This window comes from Serratia sp. YWN4 (assembly GCF_055790845.1).
Genome location: NZ_CM147696.1, coordinates 1,984,424 through 1,999,650, shown reverse-complemented (window position 1 = coordinate 1,999,650; position 15,227 = coordinate 1,984,424). Strand labels below are relative to the sequence as shown.

Below are 15,227 nucleotides of genomic sequence, written 5' to 3'. Positions count from 1 at the left end.
CCTTAGTGCGGGAAGTCACGGGATTACTGGCAGGCGTCGCTCCCCGCGAAGGTGAACCCCGGCAGCGGCAACAACTCCTCCAGACGCGCTTCTGGCCAGCCCGGCAGACGCCGCAAAACATCCGTCAGCCAGGCATGCGGCTCCAGGCCATTCATCTTTGCCGTTTCCAGCAGACTCATGATTTTCGCCGCGCGTTCGCCTGCTGCAACCGAACCTGCGAACAACCATGATTTTCTGCCCATGACCACCGGTTTGATCGCCCGCTCGCAGACATTGTTGTCCAGCGGCAACCCGCCATCGTCCAGGAAGCGACTGAGGGCAACCCGACGTTTCAGCGCGTACGTGATCGCTTTGCCCAGCGCAGAGTTCTCCGGGCACGCATTTTTCTGCTGTTCCAGCCAGTGCCAAAGTTTTTCCAGTGCCGGTCGCGCATAACGCTGTCGCCACTGGCGGACCTTTTCTACTGGCCGGTGCCGGATCTTCTTTTCCAGCCGGTACAGGCTGGCTATCTGTCTTATCGCCGTGGCTGCACGCGGATCTTTACCCGCTTTATACAGGTCCGCGAAGTTTCTGCGGGCATGAGCCCAGCACCCCGACAGGATTATCCCGTTGTGCTGGTTTGCCAGCGTTTCATACGCCGGGTACCCGTCAACCACCAGGCTCCCGGCCCAGTCTTTCAGGTATCCCGCCGGATATTGGCTGCTTCTGCCGGGTTGACAGTCGAAGCACACCACTGGCGGGCCACTTCGTTCACCACTGACGTAGCACCAGAGATAACCGGCGCGGGATTTGCCCCCTTTTCTCGTGTCGAGGAGTTGCAGGGGCGTTTCATCGGCGTGTACCACATCCCGTGTCAGCAACATCCGGTGCAACGTCTCTGCCAGTGGCGTCAGTACGGTGCCCGCACGCCCGACCATATCCGCCATCGTGCTGACGGGCAGACTGATGTCTGACCGGGCCAGCACCGACTGCTGACGATACAGCGGCATATGGTCACAGTGTTTACTTATCACCAGTTGCGCGATGAGTGACGGTTCAGCCACACTTTTCGGGATAATGTGCGCGGGCATGTCACCGCTGACCACACACTGGCAGCAGTTGCAGCCGTACTGCGGGCGAACATACCGGTTAACCACGATGCGGGCCGGGATGTACTCCAGTTTTTCGCTCACTTCATCGCGGATGTGGTGCAGCATTCCAGGGCATTCGGGGTCAAGGCAGCTTTCCGTTGATGCGGGAACGATAACGATCTCTTTTCGCGGAAGATGTGCCGGAAGCGGTTTACGTGCCGGACTTTTGCCGGGGGGCGTTTCTTCTGGGGGAAGCAATGTATCCAGTTGCGCTTCAACGGCGGCGATATCGGCATCCATATCCTCTTCGAACAGGGAGCGTTGCATCCCGGCCAGGGTCTCACTTTTTTTCCCGAAGCGCTGTTGGCGGGCCAGTTTCAGCATTTCTTCCAGGAGTTCGATACGCTGTTGAAGCCCGGTATTTTGCTGACGAAGTTTTTCTTTTTCTGCATTCTCAGACATTGCATTTTGCACCATGGCAAGTGCCAGAGTGCGAAGCTGTTCGATGTCACTGATGGTGGTGAGAACGGAGATATCCATGCGGATCATTATACCACTCCCGACATGGATAATCATTATTCTTCATGAGGTTATCATGTTCTGCGAGCCATATTCAGACTCGCCACGGAAGACCCATTTTTCGAGGTCGTGGCCTCTCACCTGCTGCCAGTCAACACCACTGACGAGCCAGTTGAACTCATCGGGCGTGAGTGACCAGGCAACCTCATTTGCCCGGGGCCAGCGGAAGTTTCCTTTGTGCAGACGACGAACGCACAACCAGACGCCGTGCTTATCCCAGCGCAGCACCTTAATGCGGGAGCGAGCCTTGTTGGTGAAGACGAAGGCGGCACCTTCGTGCCAGGACGCCTGCAGTTCATCTTGCACGTACTGCGTAAGCGTGTCGATCCCGCGCCGCATATCAACGGGTTTCACGGCGAGAAAGACATTTTCAGGCGTCAGCATGCTTGAGCGCCTTGAAGACATCGGTCAGTTGTGAAGGATGGCAGCACATCCGTATTCCGCCGGGCAGGAATAGCGTAACGGGTTCATTCGCCACAGATGAAAAGGGTTCAGAAGGTGGAGCGGATTGGACGATATGAACGGGCAAAACAGTAGGTTTGCTTGCACGTCGTTGAGCTTTTGCGACATCTTGGGGCCATTCACGAAAGGAGGTAAAAGGAATATCGTTGAGCTCACAATACTGCCGGCGGGTAAGGCCGCTGGCGCGCCAACTGGCGACGTGTTGTTTTTTCTGGTCAATGAACCATCGTTGTTTTTGCATCGGTAAACACCCTTGTGTCAGTGGAGGATGGTGCCGATCTTACCTGCTGAAATTATTATGAAAATACGAGTTCACCGGAAGTACACAGTGTGCCCACCATAATCATTGACCAGAGTAAATTTCACTTTCTGTGCGCCTGCGGGCGACGCCGCGCCTTTCTCTAATTTCCAGCTTGCCTGAGACTTCGGTGCTACCATCTCAGCCTTGAATGGCACTTCTTTATTGCCCACCACGGCGGCGGCGTTGATAAAAGAAGCATAGAAACCGGAATCATTCTTCGCCGTCAGCACCCATTGCCCTGCCTGTTGCTTCAGTGAGAAATGCAGTTGCTCAGTGATTTTTTCCGGGCTACCGGTAATCCCTTTAGGACGATAGAAGATTTTTATCCGGTTACGCAGCACCACTAGCATCTGGTTTTCTGCTGCCCCAGCCACATTTTTAGGCGGGATTTGTACGCTATTGAGGTAAAACACCGATTCGCGATCCTGCGGCAAATCCTTACCGGTAAAGACCAGACGGACGGACTGACCGGTTTTCGGCTCAATACGGAACAGGGCGGGCACCACGACAAAGGGCCCATCCGCCTTATCTGGCGTTGAAGAGGGGTTATTGATGTCTGACCACATCTGTACCACATAGGGGATGTTGTCATTATTAGTGAGTTGAACAGTTTGCGACTGTGAACCTGACGGATAAATAACCCGGGTGTTGAGCATCACCACGCTGGCTAGCGCGTGTTCAGAAATGAACAAGAACAGGAGGGATAAAGCACTAATGACGATACCGGAACATTTGGTTTTCACACGAAACATCCTCGTTCAATGCCCTGACAAAATCCCCCTCCCACCGCAGTGAAAGGGGATGCCTTATTATTGGTAAGACACAGAGTACTGCACGCTACCCAGCACAGAACCGGCGGTCGCGCCACCTTCAGAATAATACTCCACCGCAAAATCATGCGCCGCAGAAGTGGCCTCTGCTGCCAGCGTCAGGCCTGCTGCACCGTTTTGGCCGGTCAGATCCAGTGGCGTAGCTGGCGCTGTCGGGTCAACCAACCGCAGGGAGACATTGCTGGCGGTGCCGGTGTTACCCATGCGGCCATTGGCGGTCAGGTTGTTACCCACAAACACGGTCTTGATGGCGGTAGCACTGTCAGAAGCCGTACAGCCGGTCAGGCTAATGGTGAACGGCGTTTGCCCAGCAGTAGTCCCCGAGTTAACCAGTGACGTAGCCGCAACCGTTGGCAACAGGATCAGTGGCGTTGATGCGCTGCCGTTGATATTGATGTCACAAGTCTGGTCAGCGACTTCCCCTTGGAACTTAATGGTGTTATCAGCCAATGCAGCGGTAGACAAAACCAAACCAGCAACCATGAGTGCAACTTTATTTATTTTCATACTCTGTATTTACCTTCAGATTCAGTATAGGCGAACTGTTCAACTGGTAATCCCCCCATATTTAACGGAGGTAATAAGTAGAGTCAGGCCATGCGTTGTCTATGCTGCATCGGTGTGTAGCCATTCAACGCCATATTGGGCCGTTCGTGATTATAAAACCATTGCCACTGCGTGGCATAGTTCTGCAATTCATCCAGCGATGAAAACAGGTGCTGTCCCAACCAATCATAGCGCACCGTTCGGTTGTAACGTTCGATATAGGCATTTTGCTGCGGATTACCAGGCTGGATGAAGTTAATCTGGATCCCTTGCTTACAAGCCCATGATAGTAATGTCTTACTGGTATATTCCGGCCCATTATCACACCGTATTGCTGCTGGCTTACCTTTCCATTCAATGAGATGTTCCAACGTTCTCACGACCCGATTTGCGGGCAGGGAAAAATCCACCTCAATGGCCAGTGCCTCACGATTAAAATCGTCAATTATATTCAGTAAACGCACTGAACGACCATCTGATAACTGATCGTGCATAAAGTCCATTGACCAGCATTCATTGCTGTTTGCAGGCACGGTCAGTGGTTCGGGTTTATCCCGTTTCAGGCGTTTTTTGGGCTTGATCCGCATGTTCAATGACAGCTCGCAGTAAATTCGATATACCCGTTTGTGGTTGAAACGAAAGCCTTTTACGTTACGCAGATATAAAAAACACAGGCCAAACCCCCAGTTACGTTGGCTATCCGTAATACGGAGCAGCCAGTCGGCAATGGCGTCATTTTCTTCACTCAATTTAGCCTGATAGCGGTAGCAACTTTCGCTGACAGCAAATAGCTGGCAAGCAAAGCGAATGCTGATGTTTCGGCTCCTGACAGCGTTCTGAGCCATCTGCTTTCGACACGATGGCTTCACCACTTTTTTGCCATGGCTTCCTGAATAATTTCGGCTTTAAGTCGCTCTTCGGCATACATCTTTTTGAGGCGGCGGTTTTCGTCTTCCAGCTCTTTCAGACGGGCCATCATGGAGACATCCATGCCGCCAAAGCGTGAACGCCATTTGTAGAAACTGGCATTGCTCATGCCATGTTCGCGACACAATTCAGCCACTGGCGTTCCAGCCTCGGCTTGCTTAAGGATGGCCATGATTTGGCTATCGGTAAAACGCGATTTTTTCATAGAAATCTCCTCCGTTCAGATTACGAGAAAATTCTACTTATGAACACACCGCTTTTTCGGGGGGATTACCAACTCAGCACTGTTATTCGCCCACGACAACGTTAATACGTTCTCTATTGATTTTATTGCCAGATCTCTCCTCAACCGGGGGATATTTACCCCCAGTCACCAGCGAAATCTCAATGTGTTATTGGTATATCAACCAGCCAATCTTGGGAAATGCGTCAGGTGCATTTATTGATCAGCCTGCTTGAACAGGAATGTTTTATTACTGATAAGATATAGAGTACTGCACGCTACCCAGTACAGAACCTGCGGTCGCGCCGCCTTCAGAATAGTATTCCACCGCGAAGTCATGCGACGCAGTAGTGGCGCTCGCCGCCAGAGACAGGCCCGCTGCCCCGGTTTGGCCCGTCAGATCCAGTGGGGTGGTTGGCGCTGCTGGGTCAACCAAGCGCAGTGACACACCACCAGCAGAACCGGTGTTACCCATACGGCCATTAGCGGTCAGGTTGTTACCCACAAATACGGTCTTGATGGCGGTGGCGCTACCAGAAAGCGTACAGCCGGTCAGGCTGATGGTGAACGGCGTCCGCCCAGCGGTAGTGCCTGATGTAGCCAGTGATGTGGCCGCCACCGTTGGCAGCAGGATCAGTGGTGTTGAAGCGTTGCCATTGATATTGATGTCACAAGTCTGGTCGGCGACTTCACCCTGAAATTTAATGGTGTTATCAGCCAGTGCAGCAGTAGAAAAAACCAGGCCAGCAGCAACAATCGCAATTTTGTTCATTTTCATACTCTGTATTCAACCTTCATATTCAGTGGTAAAGGGACGAACAACTCGCTGTTCTGATTCCCCAATGGCAACGTCAGTACGTTCTCTCTATCGGCCTTAATGTGCAGATTGCTCTTTAACCTTCATGTGAGGAATTCCCTCCACATAAGAACAATCTGACATCACCGATTGTGTGCCAGCCAGCCAATCCCTGAAAATGCACGAAATGCGTTTATTGATTAGCCTGATTTGACGAGAGCCATTCTACACAATAGCCACCACAATAGAATCATTAACCACTGAATGATAAATGTTAAGAATTAAAATCTAAATTTTATATTTTTATTCATTAATTTAATACAAAAATGCCAAAATAACCATCGTGATAAGATAGTTCTCAATGATCATTCCAGGTTGATATTTACGAGAATTATCTTAATTTTGTGGTGGGAGAATGGTCAGACCTATGCCCCTGGCGATCTGAACGCGCTACGAACCCTCTATGCGCGCTCGATGGGAACGGTTGTTTTCTATCCGATATCTGACTGCTATCAGGGGAGGTGATCCCCTCCCCTGCAGTTCGTGGCCCAAAAGCGTTAAGCTAACTAAATAGCCTTCATTATCAGAAAGGGGCGTGATTAAGCCGAGATAAGGCTTCGTTAACCGAAAAAATTTTGCCGTTGACGCTAGGGATGCCGAAGCCTTTTAACCTACTGGCGTGTTTTTTCAAATACGCCGCCGCAGAACGTTCGTCACTGAACAGATAAATCCCCCCAGCCTCATTCTCTTGCTGATTCTCTGTCCAATATTTCCAGATGAAACCGGGCTCTTCGGAAATCGAACGGGCAAGTTCCTCCATGGCTTGGTGCATAGCGGCTCCCCATGGCCCTGAGTAGGGAAAATCAACTTGAAGAATGTAGTACATCGGTAATCCTCCTAAGACTTATTAAGGTTTCATGACCAGCCGCTTTAAACGATATCTGATCCCACTTGAGTTTTTATTTGCGCAATGATCGGCTCCGCTGTGGCATAGCCGGTGCTCAAAGGGCTCATTGCGCCATGATTCTCCAACAGCAAGGTGGGGAAAGAACGTACCCCCCACTGACGGCATTTTACAAAATCCTGATAGACCTCTTTTTTGGCTGCGCTGGAGTTAAATTCATGGCTGAACAACGCAAAATCCAAACCGCTCGGTGCACAAAGTTGACGGTAAAACTCGGTTTCTTTCGGATCGCCACCTTCAACATAGAACTTCCGCTGAACAGCAGCAAAGAAAGCCAATAGTTCGCGCGGTGTCTGGTTACTTTGCCGCATTAGCTGTTTGGCGACCACAACCGCCCGGCAAGCCGGTTCGGTGTCATAGTCGAAGTGGCTGGCCTGCAACAGGTCAAAACCAAACGGCTGGCCCGTGACTTGGGCAATGTGGCTCCACTCCTTGCGTAAAAAATGCTTGAAGGCCTCGTTCCAAGGATCTCCGCCACCGGCACGTAATCCCCCGGTCGTGATGGCAAAGCTGATTCCCATCTGCTGACAGAAATCAGCAATCTGACTAACAACCGGTGAAATTCCCCAGCACCAGGAACACATGGGATCGCCAATATAGTGGACGGTCACTCCCTCTATCTGTGGCACAATAGCCAGCGCCGAAGCATATTCTGACCCGTTCAAGGTACAGTGTCCTGCATCAGGATCGCATTTCATCATTAGGTTTCTCCGGTAAATACTCTGTCTGACTGGCCGATTCCATAAGCCCTACGCCAACAGGAAGGTAAGGGAAAATAGAATAATGGGTTTCAACTTGATGAAAAATACGCTTTAAATGAAATAGCTGTTCAACTTTTGAGAACAAATGGACAAACTCACCGCAATGCTCACTTTCGTCCGGGTGGTTGAAACCGGCAGCTTCACGCGTGCAGCAGAAGCCCTGGAATTGCCCAAAGCCAGAGTATCGCAGAGGATTACCGACCTTGAACACCTTCTGGGTATCAGGCTCCTGCACCGTACTACCCGCACGATGGGCCTGACAGAAGAGGGAACCGCCTACTATGAGCGCTGCCTTGAGATTCTCAGCGAGATAGAAGAGTTGGAAGGTTCGCTCAAAGGCAAGGCAGAAAATCCGCAGGGCAAGGTACGGGTCGAAGTGCTGGCATCGATTGCTCGCTACCTGCTCGCTCCGCGATTACCCGAATTCAAGGCGAAATTTCCGGATATTTCACTGCGGTTTGGTTGCAGTGACAGAATTAGCAATCTTTTTGAAGAAGGGATCGATTGCGCTATCCGAGGTGGGCACCTGGAAGATTCCAGCCTGATTGCGAAGCACATCTGTAATGTTCATCTTGGGCTTTACGCCGCCCCTGATTACCTTCTGGCTAATGGCCCCATCAACACGCCCGACGAACTGTTAGCACACCAGAAAATCAGTTGGTTCAGTAGCCGAAACCATCGTCCACTGATCTGGCAACTGCAATCAGCCCAAGAGAGCCGGGAGATCGACGGGCCCTATGATTGGTTATTCGATGATAACGAGGTTTCGATTGCCGCCTGTGTGGCTGGCGTTGGCATCTGCCCTGCGGCTCCTTTCGCCGTCGAATCGTTGGTGCATGCAGGCGCGCTCTGCCCGGTCTTGCCGAACTGGAGTTTTCCGCCCCGACAGCTCAATATCATTTACCCCAGCACTAAACACTTGTCCGTACGGGTCAGAAGCTTTGTGGACTGGGCATTCAACATTCTGCAAGCGCATCCTTCCCTGAGCCTAAAGCCATGGGAACTGCCCAAGCGCGGTTGAACGAAGTATCTCTTGTGAAAACGCGTTAAGGCTTTAACACTAATGCTTGATGGAAACAGAGATATACTAGGATAATCCCCCCAGATCTGAGAGTTACGTTCAAAAGTGTTATTTTCTTAGTAAATGTAAGAATAAATTTAAAAAAACATCCCCTGCAATATCAGCCGTACCATCAATGCAATATTTGACCTGCATCAATCTCCCCCCTACTCGATATAAGATGTTTCTCAGATTAAAACGTTAGGAAAATACTTAGTGAAATATCCTATCTCAGAAATCAGTGCGATACTTACTCATTAAATAGCTTAAATAAAACATTAAATGCAAAATATTAAACTTAAAATACATCATTTAATAGTTAATGATTCCAATTAAAGCCGGTTGGAGTAGGATATATCTCGTCAACAGCAGGCTAATCAATAAACGCATTTAGCGCATTTTCATAGATTGGCTGGCTGACACATGGAGACAGTGTTATCGGACTCCTCTCGAATAAACGATGTAAATCGGTTGCTTGTTACATGTTGTATTCAGGAAATATCCGAAAATCAGGTCAATAAAAACATAGTGCTGTAAACACAGGAAACGGCGAAGTTAGCAATTCGCCAATGACTTAACCTAAGGGAAATTTTTAACATGAAAATGAACAAAATCGCGATCGTTGCTGCTGGCCTGGTTTTATCCACCGCTGCACTGGCTGACAATACTATTAAGTTCCAGGGTGAAGTGGCTGACCAGACTTGTGACATTAGCATCAACAACACTTCAACGCCGCTGATCCTGCTGCCAACGGTTGCGGCTGCCACACTGGGTACTCAAGGTGCTACCGCAGGGCAAACGCCGTTCACCATCAGCCTGACCGGTTGCACAGCTTCTGTAGGTACCACCGCAATTAAAACCGTGTTTGTGGGCAACAACCTGACTTCAACTGGCAATATGGGCAACACCGGTTCCGCCACCAATGTGTCCCTGCAGTTGGTTGACCCTGCAACACCAGCAACTCCTCTGGATCTGACCGGCCAAACCGGTGCTAATGGTCTGTCACTGGCAAATGGTGCAACTTCTGCATCCCATGACTTTGCCGTGCGCTATTATGCTGAAGACGCCGCCACCGCAGGTTCTGTGTTGGGTAGCGTGCAATACGCAGTGTCTTATCAGTAATAAGTGTTCCCCCTTCCACTCAGGTGGAAGGGGCATTCCGAGAGGATACTTCGTGTGACGATCAAATATCCAGGGATCGTGCTTGGCGCGTTCTCCGCATTCCTTATGTTACTTTCTGCCCCTCTGACCGCCAGCGTAGTCATGCTCAACACCAGGATCATCTACCCAGCGGATACCCAATCACAGACGATACAACTCACCAATAATGACAGTATTCCGTATGTGATGCAGATGTGGTCAGACATCAACAGTCCCACCTCAACACCTGACAGTGCTGATGGGCCTTTTGTCGTGGTACCCGCCCTGTTCCGTATTGAGCCAAAAACCGGTCAGTCAGTCCGCCTGGTCTTTACCGGCAAGGGTTTGCCGCAGGATCGCGAATCGGTGTTTTACCTGAACAGTGTGCAGATCCCACCAAAAAATATGGCCAATAATGCAGATAACCAGATGCTGGTGGTGCTGCGTAACCGGCTCAAAATTTTCTATCGCCCTAAAAATATCGTCGGTAGCCCAGAGAAAGTTGCAGAACAAATCCAGTTTTCACTGAAACAACAAGCAGGACAATGGGTGCTGACGGCCAATAACAACTCTGGCTATTACGCTTCCGTTATCAAAGCCGCCGCAGTGGTGGGCAATAAAGAAGTGCCATTCAAGGCTGAGATGGTAGCACCGAAGTCTCAGGCAAGCTGGAAGTTAGAAAAAGGTGCCCTGTCCCCTGCGGGTGCACAGAAGATTAAATTTACGTTGATCAATGACTACGGTGGTCACACCAGCCAAGAAAGCCGTCTCAACTGATCGACCGCATTAATTCGCAATACCAGGATTTCGCGTTTTAGGGACTAAAGGAATGCACACAAAAATAACCATTTCCCCACGCTATTCCGATATTCGCCAAGGGAAGGCAGTGTTGGTCAATTCACCGATAAATGGGGCTCGGCTCAAGCCGTTAGCGCTTTTGCTGGGGCTGCTGATACCGCAAGCCTTCGCAGCCACAACCAACAGCCAGTTTGAATTCGATGACAGCATGTTGGTGGGCAGTGCCAAAGAACAAAAGAACATCGCCCGTTTTAATCAGGCTAACACCATCGAACCCGGAACTTATCAGGTTGATATCTTCGTCAACGGTGATTTCTTTACCCGAAAGCCCCTACAGTTCGCCGCTGGGGAGCAAGGTCAGGTTTCGGCCTGCCTGTCAGAGGATATGCTGCTTGATGCGGGTATCTTGCCTAGCGCAATAAAAACCAAAGCGGAGAATGTGCCCAATTGCTTGAACCTGGAACAACAGGTTGATGGTGCCTCCAGCCGCTTTGATTTTGCACGCCTGCGTCTCGATCTTTCCGTGCCACAACTGTTGATGAAGCGTGAAGCGCGCGGTGCCGTGCCGACCAGCGATCTCTCTTCGGGTGAAACCGTGGCGTTCACCAATTACGACACCAACTACTATCAGACCAAAGCATCAGGCAATACCACGGACTCAACCTATCTGGGCCTGAACTCGGGTATCAACCTTGGCCTGTGGCAATTCCGCCAACAGTCGAGTTTTACGCGTTATAACAGCGATAAAGGCACAAACAGCAGCCAGTGGAATTCGATACGCACCTACGTACAGCGCCCACTGCCATCAATCAGGGGGCAGTTGACGCTGGGTGAAAGTTTCACTTCGGGCAGCCTGTTCAGCAGCCTGGGTTTTCGCGGCATCTTGTTTGAAACCGACGATCGTATGCTGCCAGAATCACAACGGGGTTACGCGCCGACCATTCGCGGCGTGGCCTCTACCACGGCTAAGGTCAGCGTGCGCCAATCAGGGGTCCAGATTTATCAGACCACCGTCGCACCTGGGGCGTTCATCATTGATGACCTGTATCCGACCAGTTTCCAAGGCGATCTGGTGGTGGAAATACAGGAAGCCGATGGCCGCATTTCCTCCTTCACTGTGCCGTTTTCTGCCGTCCCAGACTCGATGCGACCAGGGCATTCAAACCTGAGCATCGCTGCCGGGCAGGTCCGCAACATCGGTGACAGCAATGCGACATTTGCCGATTTGACCTATCAGGCCGGTTTAACCAACGCTATCACTACCAATTCAGGTATCCGTGTTTCTGACGGCTACCAGGCATTGCTCGGTGGGGCCGTGTTCAGCAGTCAGCTTGGTGCGGTAGGCGTTAATGCGGTGTACTCACGGGCAGACATGTTTGGCAATACGCTTGATGGTTGGCGTTTGGGCACCACTTACAGCCGCACCTTTATACCAACCTCTACCACGCTGGCGCTGGCCGGGTATCGCTATTCGACCCAAGGCTATCGCGACTTGAATGACGTTCTGGGATTACGCAATGCGTATGAAAACAATAACGTCTGGTCATCCAGCACTTATCAGCAAAGCAACCAGTTTGTCGCTACGGTTAGCCAAAGTTTAGGGGAATACGGTCAGCTCTATTTTTCTGGTTCCACCAGCACTTACCGCGGAAACCGTGGACGTGACACCCAGTACCAGATGGCCTATTCGCACAGCTATAAGAATATTAGCTATAACCTATCGCTCAGCCGTCAGCAGACGGGCAGCACACGCTATGGTGTCCAGTCAGCGGGAGATGCAGCCAACGGCAGCACGCAGAATATGGTTATGTTCTCGGTTTCCATCCCGCTGGGTGCAGGCTCACGCTCGCCGATCCTGTCGTCAGGCATAAGCCATGCCACCGGTAAGAACGGCAATACTAACTACCAAAGCGCATTGGCCGGGACGCTCGGGGAAGATCAGAGCCTAAGCTATACTGTTAATGGGGCTTTCGACTCCAGCGGTACGGGGGCCAGTTTTGGCACCAACGTGACCAAGCAGATGTCGATGGCCACCTTAGGCGGCAGCTTCTCACAGGGTAAAAATTATACTCAAGGTGGAGCCAGCGCTCGTGGAGCGGCCGTCTTGCACAGCGGTGGTGTGACGTTTGGCCCTTATCTGGGGGATACCTTTGCCCTGGTTGAAGCCGATGGTGTCAAAGGCGCAGAGGTCATTAACGGTATGGGGGCGAAAATTAATAACTCCGGTTATGCCGTTGTCCCATCGCTGGTGCCCTATCGTTATAACGATATCAGCCTGGATGCCAAAGGGATCGAAAACGCGAGTGTCGAACTCACCGAGAACCAGCAGCGTATAGCGCCTTACGCCGGTTCGGTAGTCAAAGTCCACTTTAAAACGCTGGAAGGTTATGCCTTGCTGATCAAGTTACTTGGTGCTCAAAGCGGCAATTTGCCATTAGGTAGCAACGTGTATGACAGTAATAACGCCGTAGTCGGCTTGGTCGGCCAAGGCAACCAGATTTATGCCCGCGCCTCAGGTAAGCAAGGAACATTGCGGGTGAAGTGGGGCGAGTCTGCCAGCGAGCAATGCACCCTGAATTACGATTTACGCGGTCAGGACATGACACAGTCACTGTATCGTCTGGAGTTACCATGCAACAGCCACTGACGCTCAACGCAAAACGTGAGATAACGACTATGCGCAAAACCTTTACTGCTGCATTGCTGGCGCTGGCGGGTATCACGCTGGCAACGCCGAGTTGGGCGGAGTGTTACAAAATCACGGCCATCAACAATACGTCGAGTTCACCTTATTATACCGAAGCGGGCAAAGGCACGGCAGCCAATTGGGACGGTTCCATTGATGCGGCAGGTTCTTTGGGTACCTTACAGACCGTTATCAATGTCAACAGCAGCACCTTTCAGCCGAATGGCACCTTGATTGCCAGCGGTATCGTTGACTTCCTACAATCTGGGGCTCAAACATACAGTTCAGATCAAATCCTATTCCGCTGCACCGCCAGCGAAGCTGGAAAGCTGTACGAGTACTATGCCACCAACGGAGACTCAACCTACGCAGGCTATGTAGAGGTAGGCTCTGCCTATGGCTTACCAGAGTCTTATCAAACTATTATCGATGGCGTAGCCCTGAGAGCGACTAATCTGGTTACTGGCGAATATTATTCTCGTTACTGGAAAGCGCGCCCCTTGACCAACCTGGATACGGACTCACAGGGGTGGATACTGGTCAAGGCCAAAAACTTTAGCAATACCAAAGTAGAGCTATTTCGCCTGAGTAACTCCGTAGGTTCGACCACTACCGGCGTTGTCAATTGGACACAACCCAACACTTATATCGCTTTCAAGGGAGGAACCCTTTCCTCCAATCTAAGCATTGGCGCAGACTCCTTATCAATATACGGTGGTTGGTACGCTTATTGGCCGGGCGCGGTCAACCTGCATAACCGCATTTATGTCCGCCGGGCGGCGAGCTGTTCGGTCACTAACGTGACCCCTACGGTTGTTTTCCCGCTGATTACGGTAGCGGAACTGAAATCCGGCGTGACACGCCAGATGCCGATAACAATTCAGTTTGCCTGCCAGACGGGGGCCCCTGCCAATGCTGGCCTAGTGGCATTGGCCAGCGGAGTGGCTGCCAACCAGACAGCAATGGGGATTTTGGTACAACCCGCCAATGCAGCGGCAGCGGTATCCGCTGGATTTGGTACCGCCGGTTCAGGCGTCAGCTATCTTTTATCCGATGGTTATGGCACCAATCCCAACATCGCCACTGGCGTAGGCATTCAAATTTCACGTACCAATGGTACGGTATTGAATCTGCTCAGTACGTTGAGTGGCTCGGTGCTGGGGGGCAACAATGCAGGTTGGTACCCAGTATTGACGGATGCAACCGCAGGGAGCGTCGTCAGCGGTGTCACTACCTATACTAAAACGCTTAATGCGACGCTAAAAGCCCTACCAGGCAAAACGGTTACCGCGGGCAAAGTAAGCGCGACGGCGCAGGTTATTATTCAGGTGCAATGATGCGAAAATTAACCGGATTATGTATTGCAGGCGCACTGTTGTTCAGCAGTTGGACACAGGCAGGCGTGATTATTGAATCATCGCGGGTGGTGTTTTCTGCGGCCGATCGCGAACGTTCGCTGCTGTTGTCGAACGGCAATCCTTATCCGGTGATTGTGCAGACCTGGATTGATGATGGAGCACCAGAAGGGACACCGGAAACGGCGGGAGACGTGCCGGTGTTACCCCTACCGGGGATTTTCCGGCTGGAACCGGGGGAGAAAAAAAACCTGCGCCTGCTGGCCACCCAAATCAAACAACCGCAGGATCGTGAGTCGTTATACTGGCTGAATATTTACGAGATCCCGCCCACCGATGCCAACTTGCCGCCTGGTGTTTCTGCGGTGAAAGTGGCATTACGCCTACAGTTGAAGATGTTTTATCGCCCGCAAAACCTGAAGCCGAATGTCGATAAGCTGACAGAACAGCAGCAGTTCAGCCTGATCAGGCTGCCTGGTGTGCTGAAACTTAAAGTCGAAAACACCTCACCTTATTACGCCACCTTCAGTGCAGCCAAACTCATGGGGGGGAGTAAATCCTACCCGGCAGACATTGGTATGTTGGCCCCTTTTTCCAGCAAGACGCTGGAGCTCAGTGGCGAAGCCAACTGGCAACCGGACAGTATCAGTTATATTTTGATCAATGATGATGGTAACGGCGTTGAAGGCAAAAAATCCCTTAAGCGGTAACCAAGTCATCTAGAACAAC

At 51.3% G+C, this 15,227-nt stretch carries 15 protein-coding genes; 6 read left to right on the top strand and 9 right to left on the bottom strand.

Annotated elements, in window-relative coordinates:
* Positions 1 to 23: 23 nt before the first annotated feature.
* The 9 genes from tnpC to ACX9GT_RS09325 all read right to left on the bottom strand — a co-directional run bounded on the left by tnpC (position 24) and on the right by ACX9GT_RS09325 (position 7,399).
* Positions 24 to 1,610, bottom strand: a complete 1,587-nt coding sequence (tnpC, locus tag ACX9GT_RS09365; RefSeq protein WP_473191545.1) for an IS66 family transposase — start codon at positions 1,608 to 1,610, stop codon at positions 24 to 26.
* A 42-nt stretch (positions 1,611 to 1,652) separates the two neighbouring features.
* Positions 1,653 to 2,033: an IS66 family insertion sequence element accessory protein TnpB gene (gene tnpB, locus ACX9GT_RS09360; RefSeq protein ID WP_473189059.1), complete on the bottom strand. Its 381-nt coding sequence runs from the start codon at positions 2,031 to 2,033 to the stop codon at positions 1,653 to 1,655.
* Positions 2,020 to 2,352, bottom strand: coding sequence for an IS66 family insertion sequence element accessory protein TnpA (tnpA, locus tag ACX9GT_RS09355; protein ID WP_473189060.1), 333 nt, complete (start codon positions 2,350 to 2,352; stop codon positions 2,020 to 2,022). Before tnpA ends, tnpB begins: the two co-directional genes overlap by 14 nt.
* A gap of 71 nt (positions 2,353 to 2,423) precedes the next feature.
* Positions 2,424 to 3,155, bottom strand: coding sequence for a fimbrial biogenesis chaperone (locus tag ACX9GT_RS09350; protein ID WP_473190819.1), 732 nt, complete (start codon positions 3,153 to 3,155; stop codon positions 2,424 to 2,426).
* A gap of 66 nt (positions 3,156 to 3,221) precedes the next feature.
* On the bottom strand, positions 3,222 to 3,749 hold the full coding sequence (locus ACX9GT_RS09345; RefSeq protein ID WP_473190818.1) for a fimbrial protein: 528 nt from the start codon (positions 3,747 to 3,749) through the stop codon (positions 3,222 to 3,224).
* 83 nt (positions 3,750 to 3,832) lie between these two features.
* Positions 3,833 to 4,920 (bottom strand): IS3 family transposase gene (locus ACX9GT_RS09340; protein WP_473189156.1). Its coding sequence is split into 2 segments (ribosomal slippage): positions 3,833 to 4,668 and positions 4,668 to 4,920, totalling 1,089 coding nucleotides; the frame shifts between segments, so codons are not numbered across the junction.
* Positions 4,921 to 5,188: 268 nt separating this feature from the next.
* Complete coding sequence (locus ACX9GT_RS09335) at positions 5,189 to 5,716, bottom strand: fimbrial protein (RefSeq protein WP_473190817.1); 528 nt, start codon at positions 5,714 to 5,716, stop codon at positions 5,189 to 5,191.
* A 601-nt stretch (positions 5,717 to 6,317) separates the two neighbouring features.
* The gene (locus ACX9GT_RS09330) at positions 6,318 to 6,620 is read right to left on the bottom strand and encodes a monooxygenase (protein ID WP_473190816.1); all 303 of its coding nucleotides are present in this window, start codon (positions 6,618 to 6,620) and stop codon (positions 6,318 to 6,320) included.
* A 44-nt stretch (positions 6,621 to 6,664) separates the two neighbouring features.
* Positions 6,665 to 7,399, bottom strand: coding sequence for a DsbA family protein (locus tag ACX9GT_RS09325; protein ID WP_473190815.1), 735 nt, complete (start codon positions 7,397 to 7,399; stop codon positions 6,665 to 6,667).
* Between the two features lie 145 nt (positions 7,400 to 7,544).
* On the opposite strand from ACX9GT_RS09325, the gene ACX9GT_RS09320 reads away from it, so the two are divergent.
* From ACX9GT_RS09320 to ACX9GT_RS09295, 6 genes are all read left to right on the top strand, one after another.
* Positions 7,545 to 8,480 carry a LysR family transcriptional regulator gene (locus ACX9GT_RS09320; RefSeq protein WP_473190814.1) on the top strand — a complete coding sequence of 312 codons (936 nt, stop codon included), beginning with the start codon at positions 7,545 to 7,547 and terminating at the stop codon, positions 8,478 to 8,480.
* Positions 8,481 to 9,116: 636 nt separating this feature from the next.
* Positions 9,117 to 9,641, top strand: coding sequence for a fimbrial protein (locus tag ACX9GT_RS09315; protein WP_473190813.1), 525 nt, complete (start codon positions 9,117 to 9,119; stop codon positions 9,639 to 9,641).
* A gap of 54 nt (positions 9,642 to 9,695) precedes the next feature.
* Complete coding sequence (locus ACX9GT_RS09310) at positions 9,696 to 10,436, top strand: fimbrial biogenesis chaperone (protein WP_473190812.1); 741 nt, start codon at positions 9,696 to 9,698, stop codon at positions 10,434 to 10,436.
* Between the two features lie 52 nt (positions 10,437 to 10,488).
* Entirely contained in the window at positions 10,489 to 13,104 is a 2,616-nt protein-coding gene (locus ACX9GT_RS09305; protein WP_473190811.1) for a fimbria/pilus outer membrane usher protein, read from the top strand.
* Positions 13,089 to 14,480: a fimbrial protein gene (locus ACX9GT_RS09300; RefSeq protein WP_473190810.1), complete on the top strand. Its 1,392-nt coding sequence runs from the start codon at positions 13,089 to 13,091 to the stop codon at positions 14,478 to 14,480. The genes ACX9GT_RS09305 and ACX9GT_RS09300 overlap by 16 nt, the downstream gene beginning before the upstream one ends.
* Positions 14,477 to 15,208, top strand: a complete 732-nt coding sequence (locus ACX9GT_RS09295) for a fimbrial biogenesis chaperone (RefSeq protein WP_473190809.1) — start codon at positions 14,477 to 14,479, stop codon at positions 15,206 to 15,208. The genes ACX9GT_RS09300 and ACX9GT_RS09295 overlap by 4 nt, the downstream gene beginning before the upstream one ends.
* The last annotated feature ends 19 nt before the right edge of the window (positions 15,209 to 15,227 follow it).

Excerpts from the sequence above, each read along its gene's own strand:
- ACX9GT_RS09345 (WP_473190818.1), bottom strand. The coding sequence starts at position 3,749 with ATGAAAATAAATAAAGTTGCACTCATGGTTGCTGGTTTGGTTTTGTCT.
- ACX9GT_RS09305 (WP_473190811.1), top strand. The coding sequence starts at position 10,489 with ATGCACACAAAAATAACCATTTCCCCACGCTATTCCGATATTCGCCAA.
- ACX9GT_RS09330 (WP_473190816.1), bottom strand. The coding sequence starts at position 6,620 with ATGTACTACATTCTTCAAGTTGATTTTCCCTACTCAGGGCCATGGGGA.
- ACX9GT_RS09320 (WP_473190814.1), top strand. The coding sequence starts at position 7,545 with ATGGACAAACTCACCGCAATGCTCACTTTCGTCCGGGTGGTTGAAACC.
- ACX9GT_RS09315 (WP_473190813.1), top strand. The coding sequence starts at position 9,117 with ATGAAAATGAACAAAATCGCGATCGTTGCTGCTGGCCTGGTTTTATCC.
- ACX9GT_RS09335 (WP_473190817.1), bottom strand. The coding sequence starts at position 5,716 with ATGAAAATGAACAAAATTGCGATTGTTGCTGCTGGCCTGGTTTTTTCT.
- tnpA (WP_473189060.1), bottom strand. The coding sequence starts at position 2,352 with ATGCAAAAACAACGATGGTTCATTGACCAGAAAAAACAACACGTCGCC.
- ACX9GT_RS09325 (WP_473190815.1), bottom strand. The coding sequence starts at position 7,399 with ATGATGAAATGCGATCCTGATGCAGGACACTGTACCTTGAACGGGTCA.
- tnpB (WP_473189059.1), bottom strand. The coding sequence starts at position 2,033 with ATGCTGACGCCTGAAAATGTCTTTCTCGCCGTGAAACCCGTTGATATG.
- ACX9GT_RS09295 (WP_473190809.1), top strand. The coding sequence starts at position 14,477 with ATGATGCGAAAATTAACCGGATTATGTATTGCAGGCGCACTGTTGTTC.
- ACX9GT_RS09300 (WP_473190810.1), top strand. The coding sequence starts at position 13,089 with ATGCAACAGCCACTGACGCTCAACGCAAAACGTGAGATAACGACTATG.
- tnpC (WP_473191545.1), bottom strand. The coding sequence starts at position 1,610 with ATGGATATCTCCGTTCTCACCACCATCAGTGACATCGAACAGCTTCGC.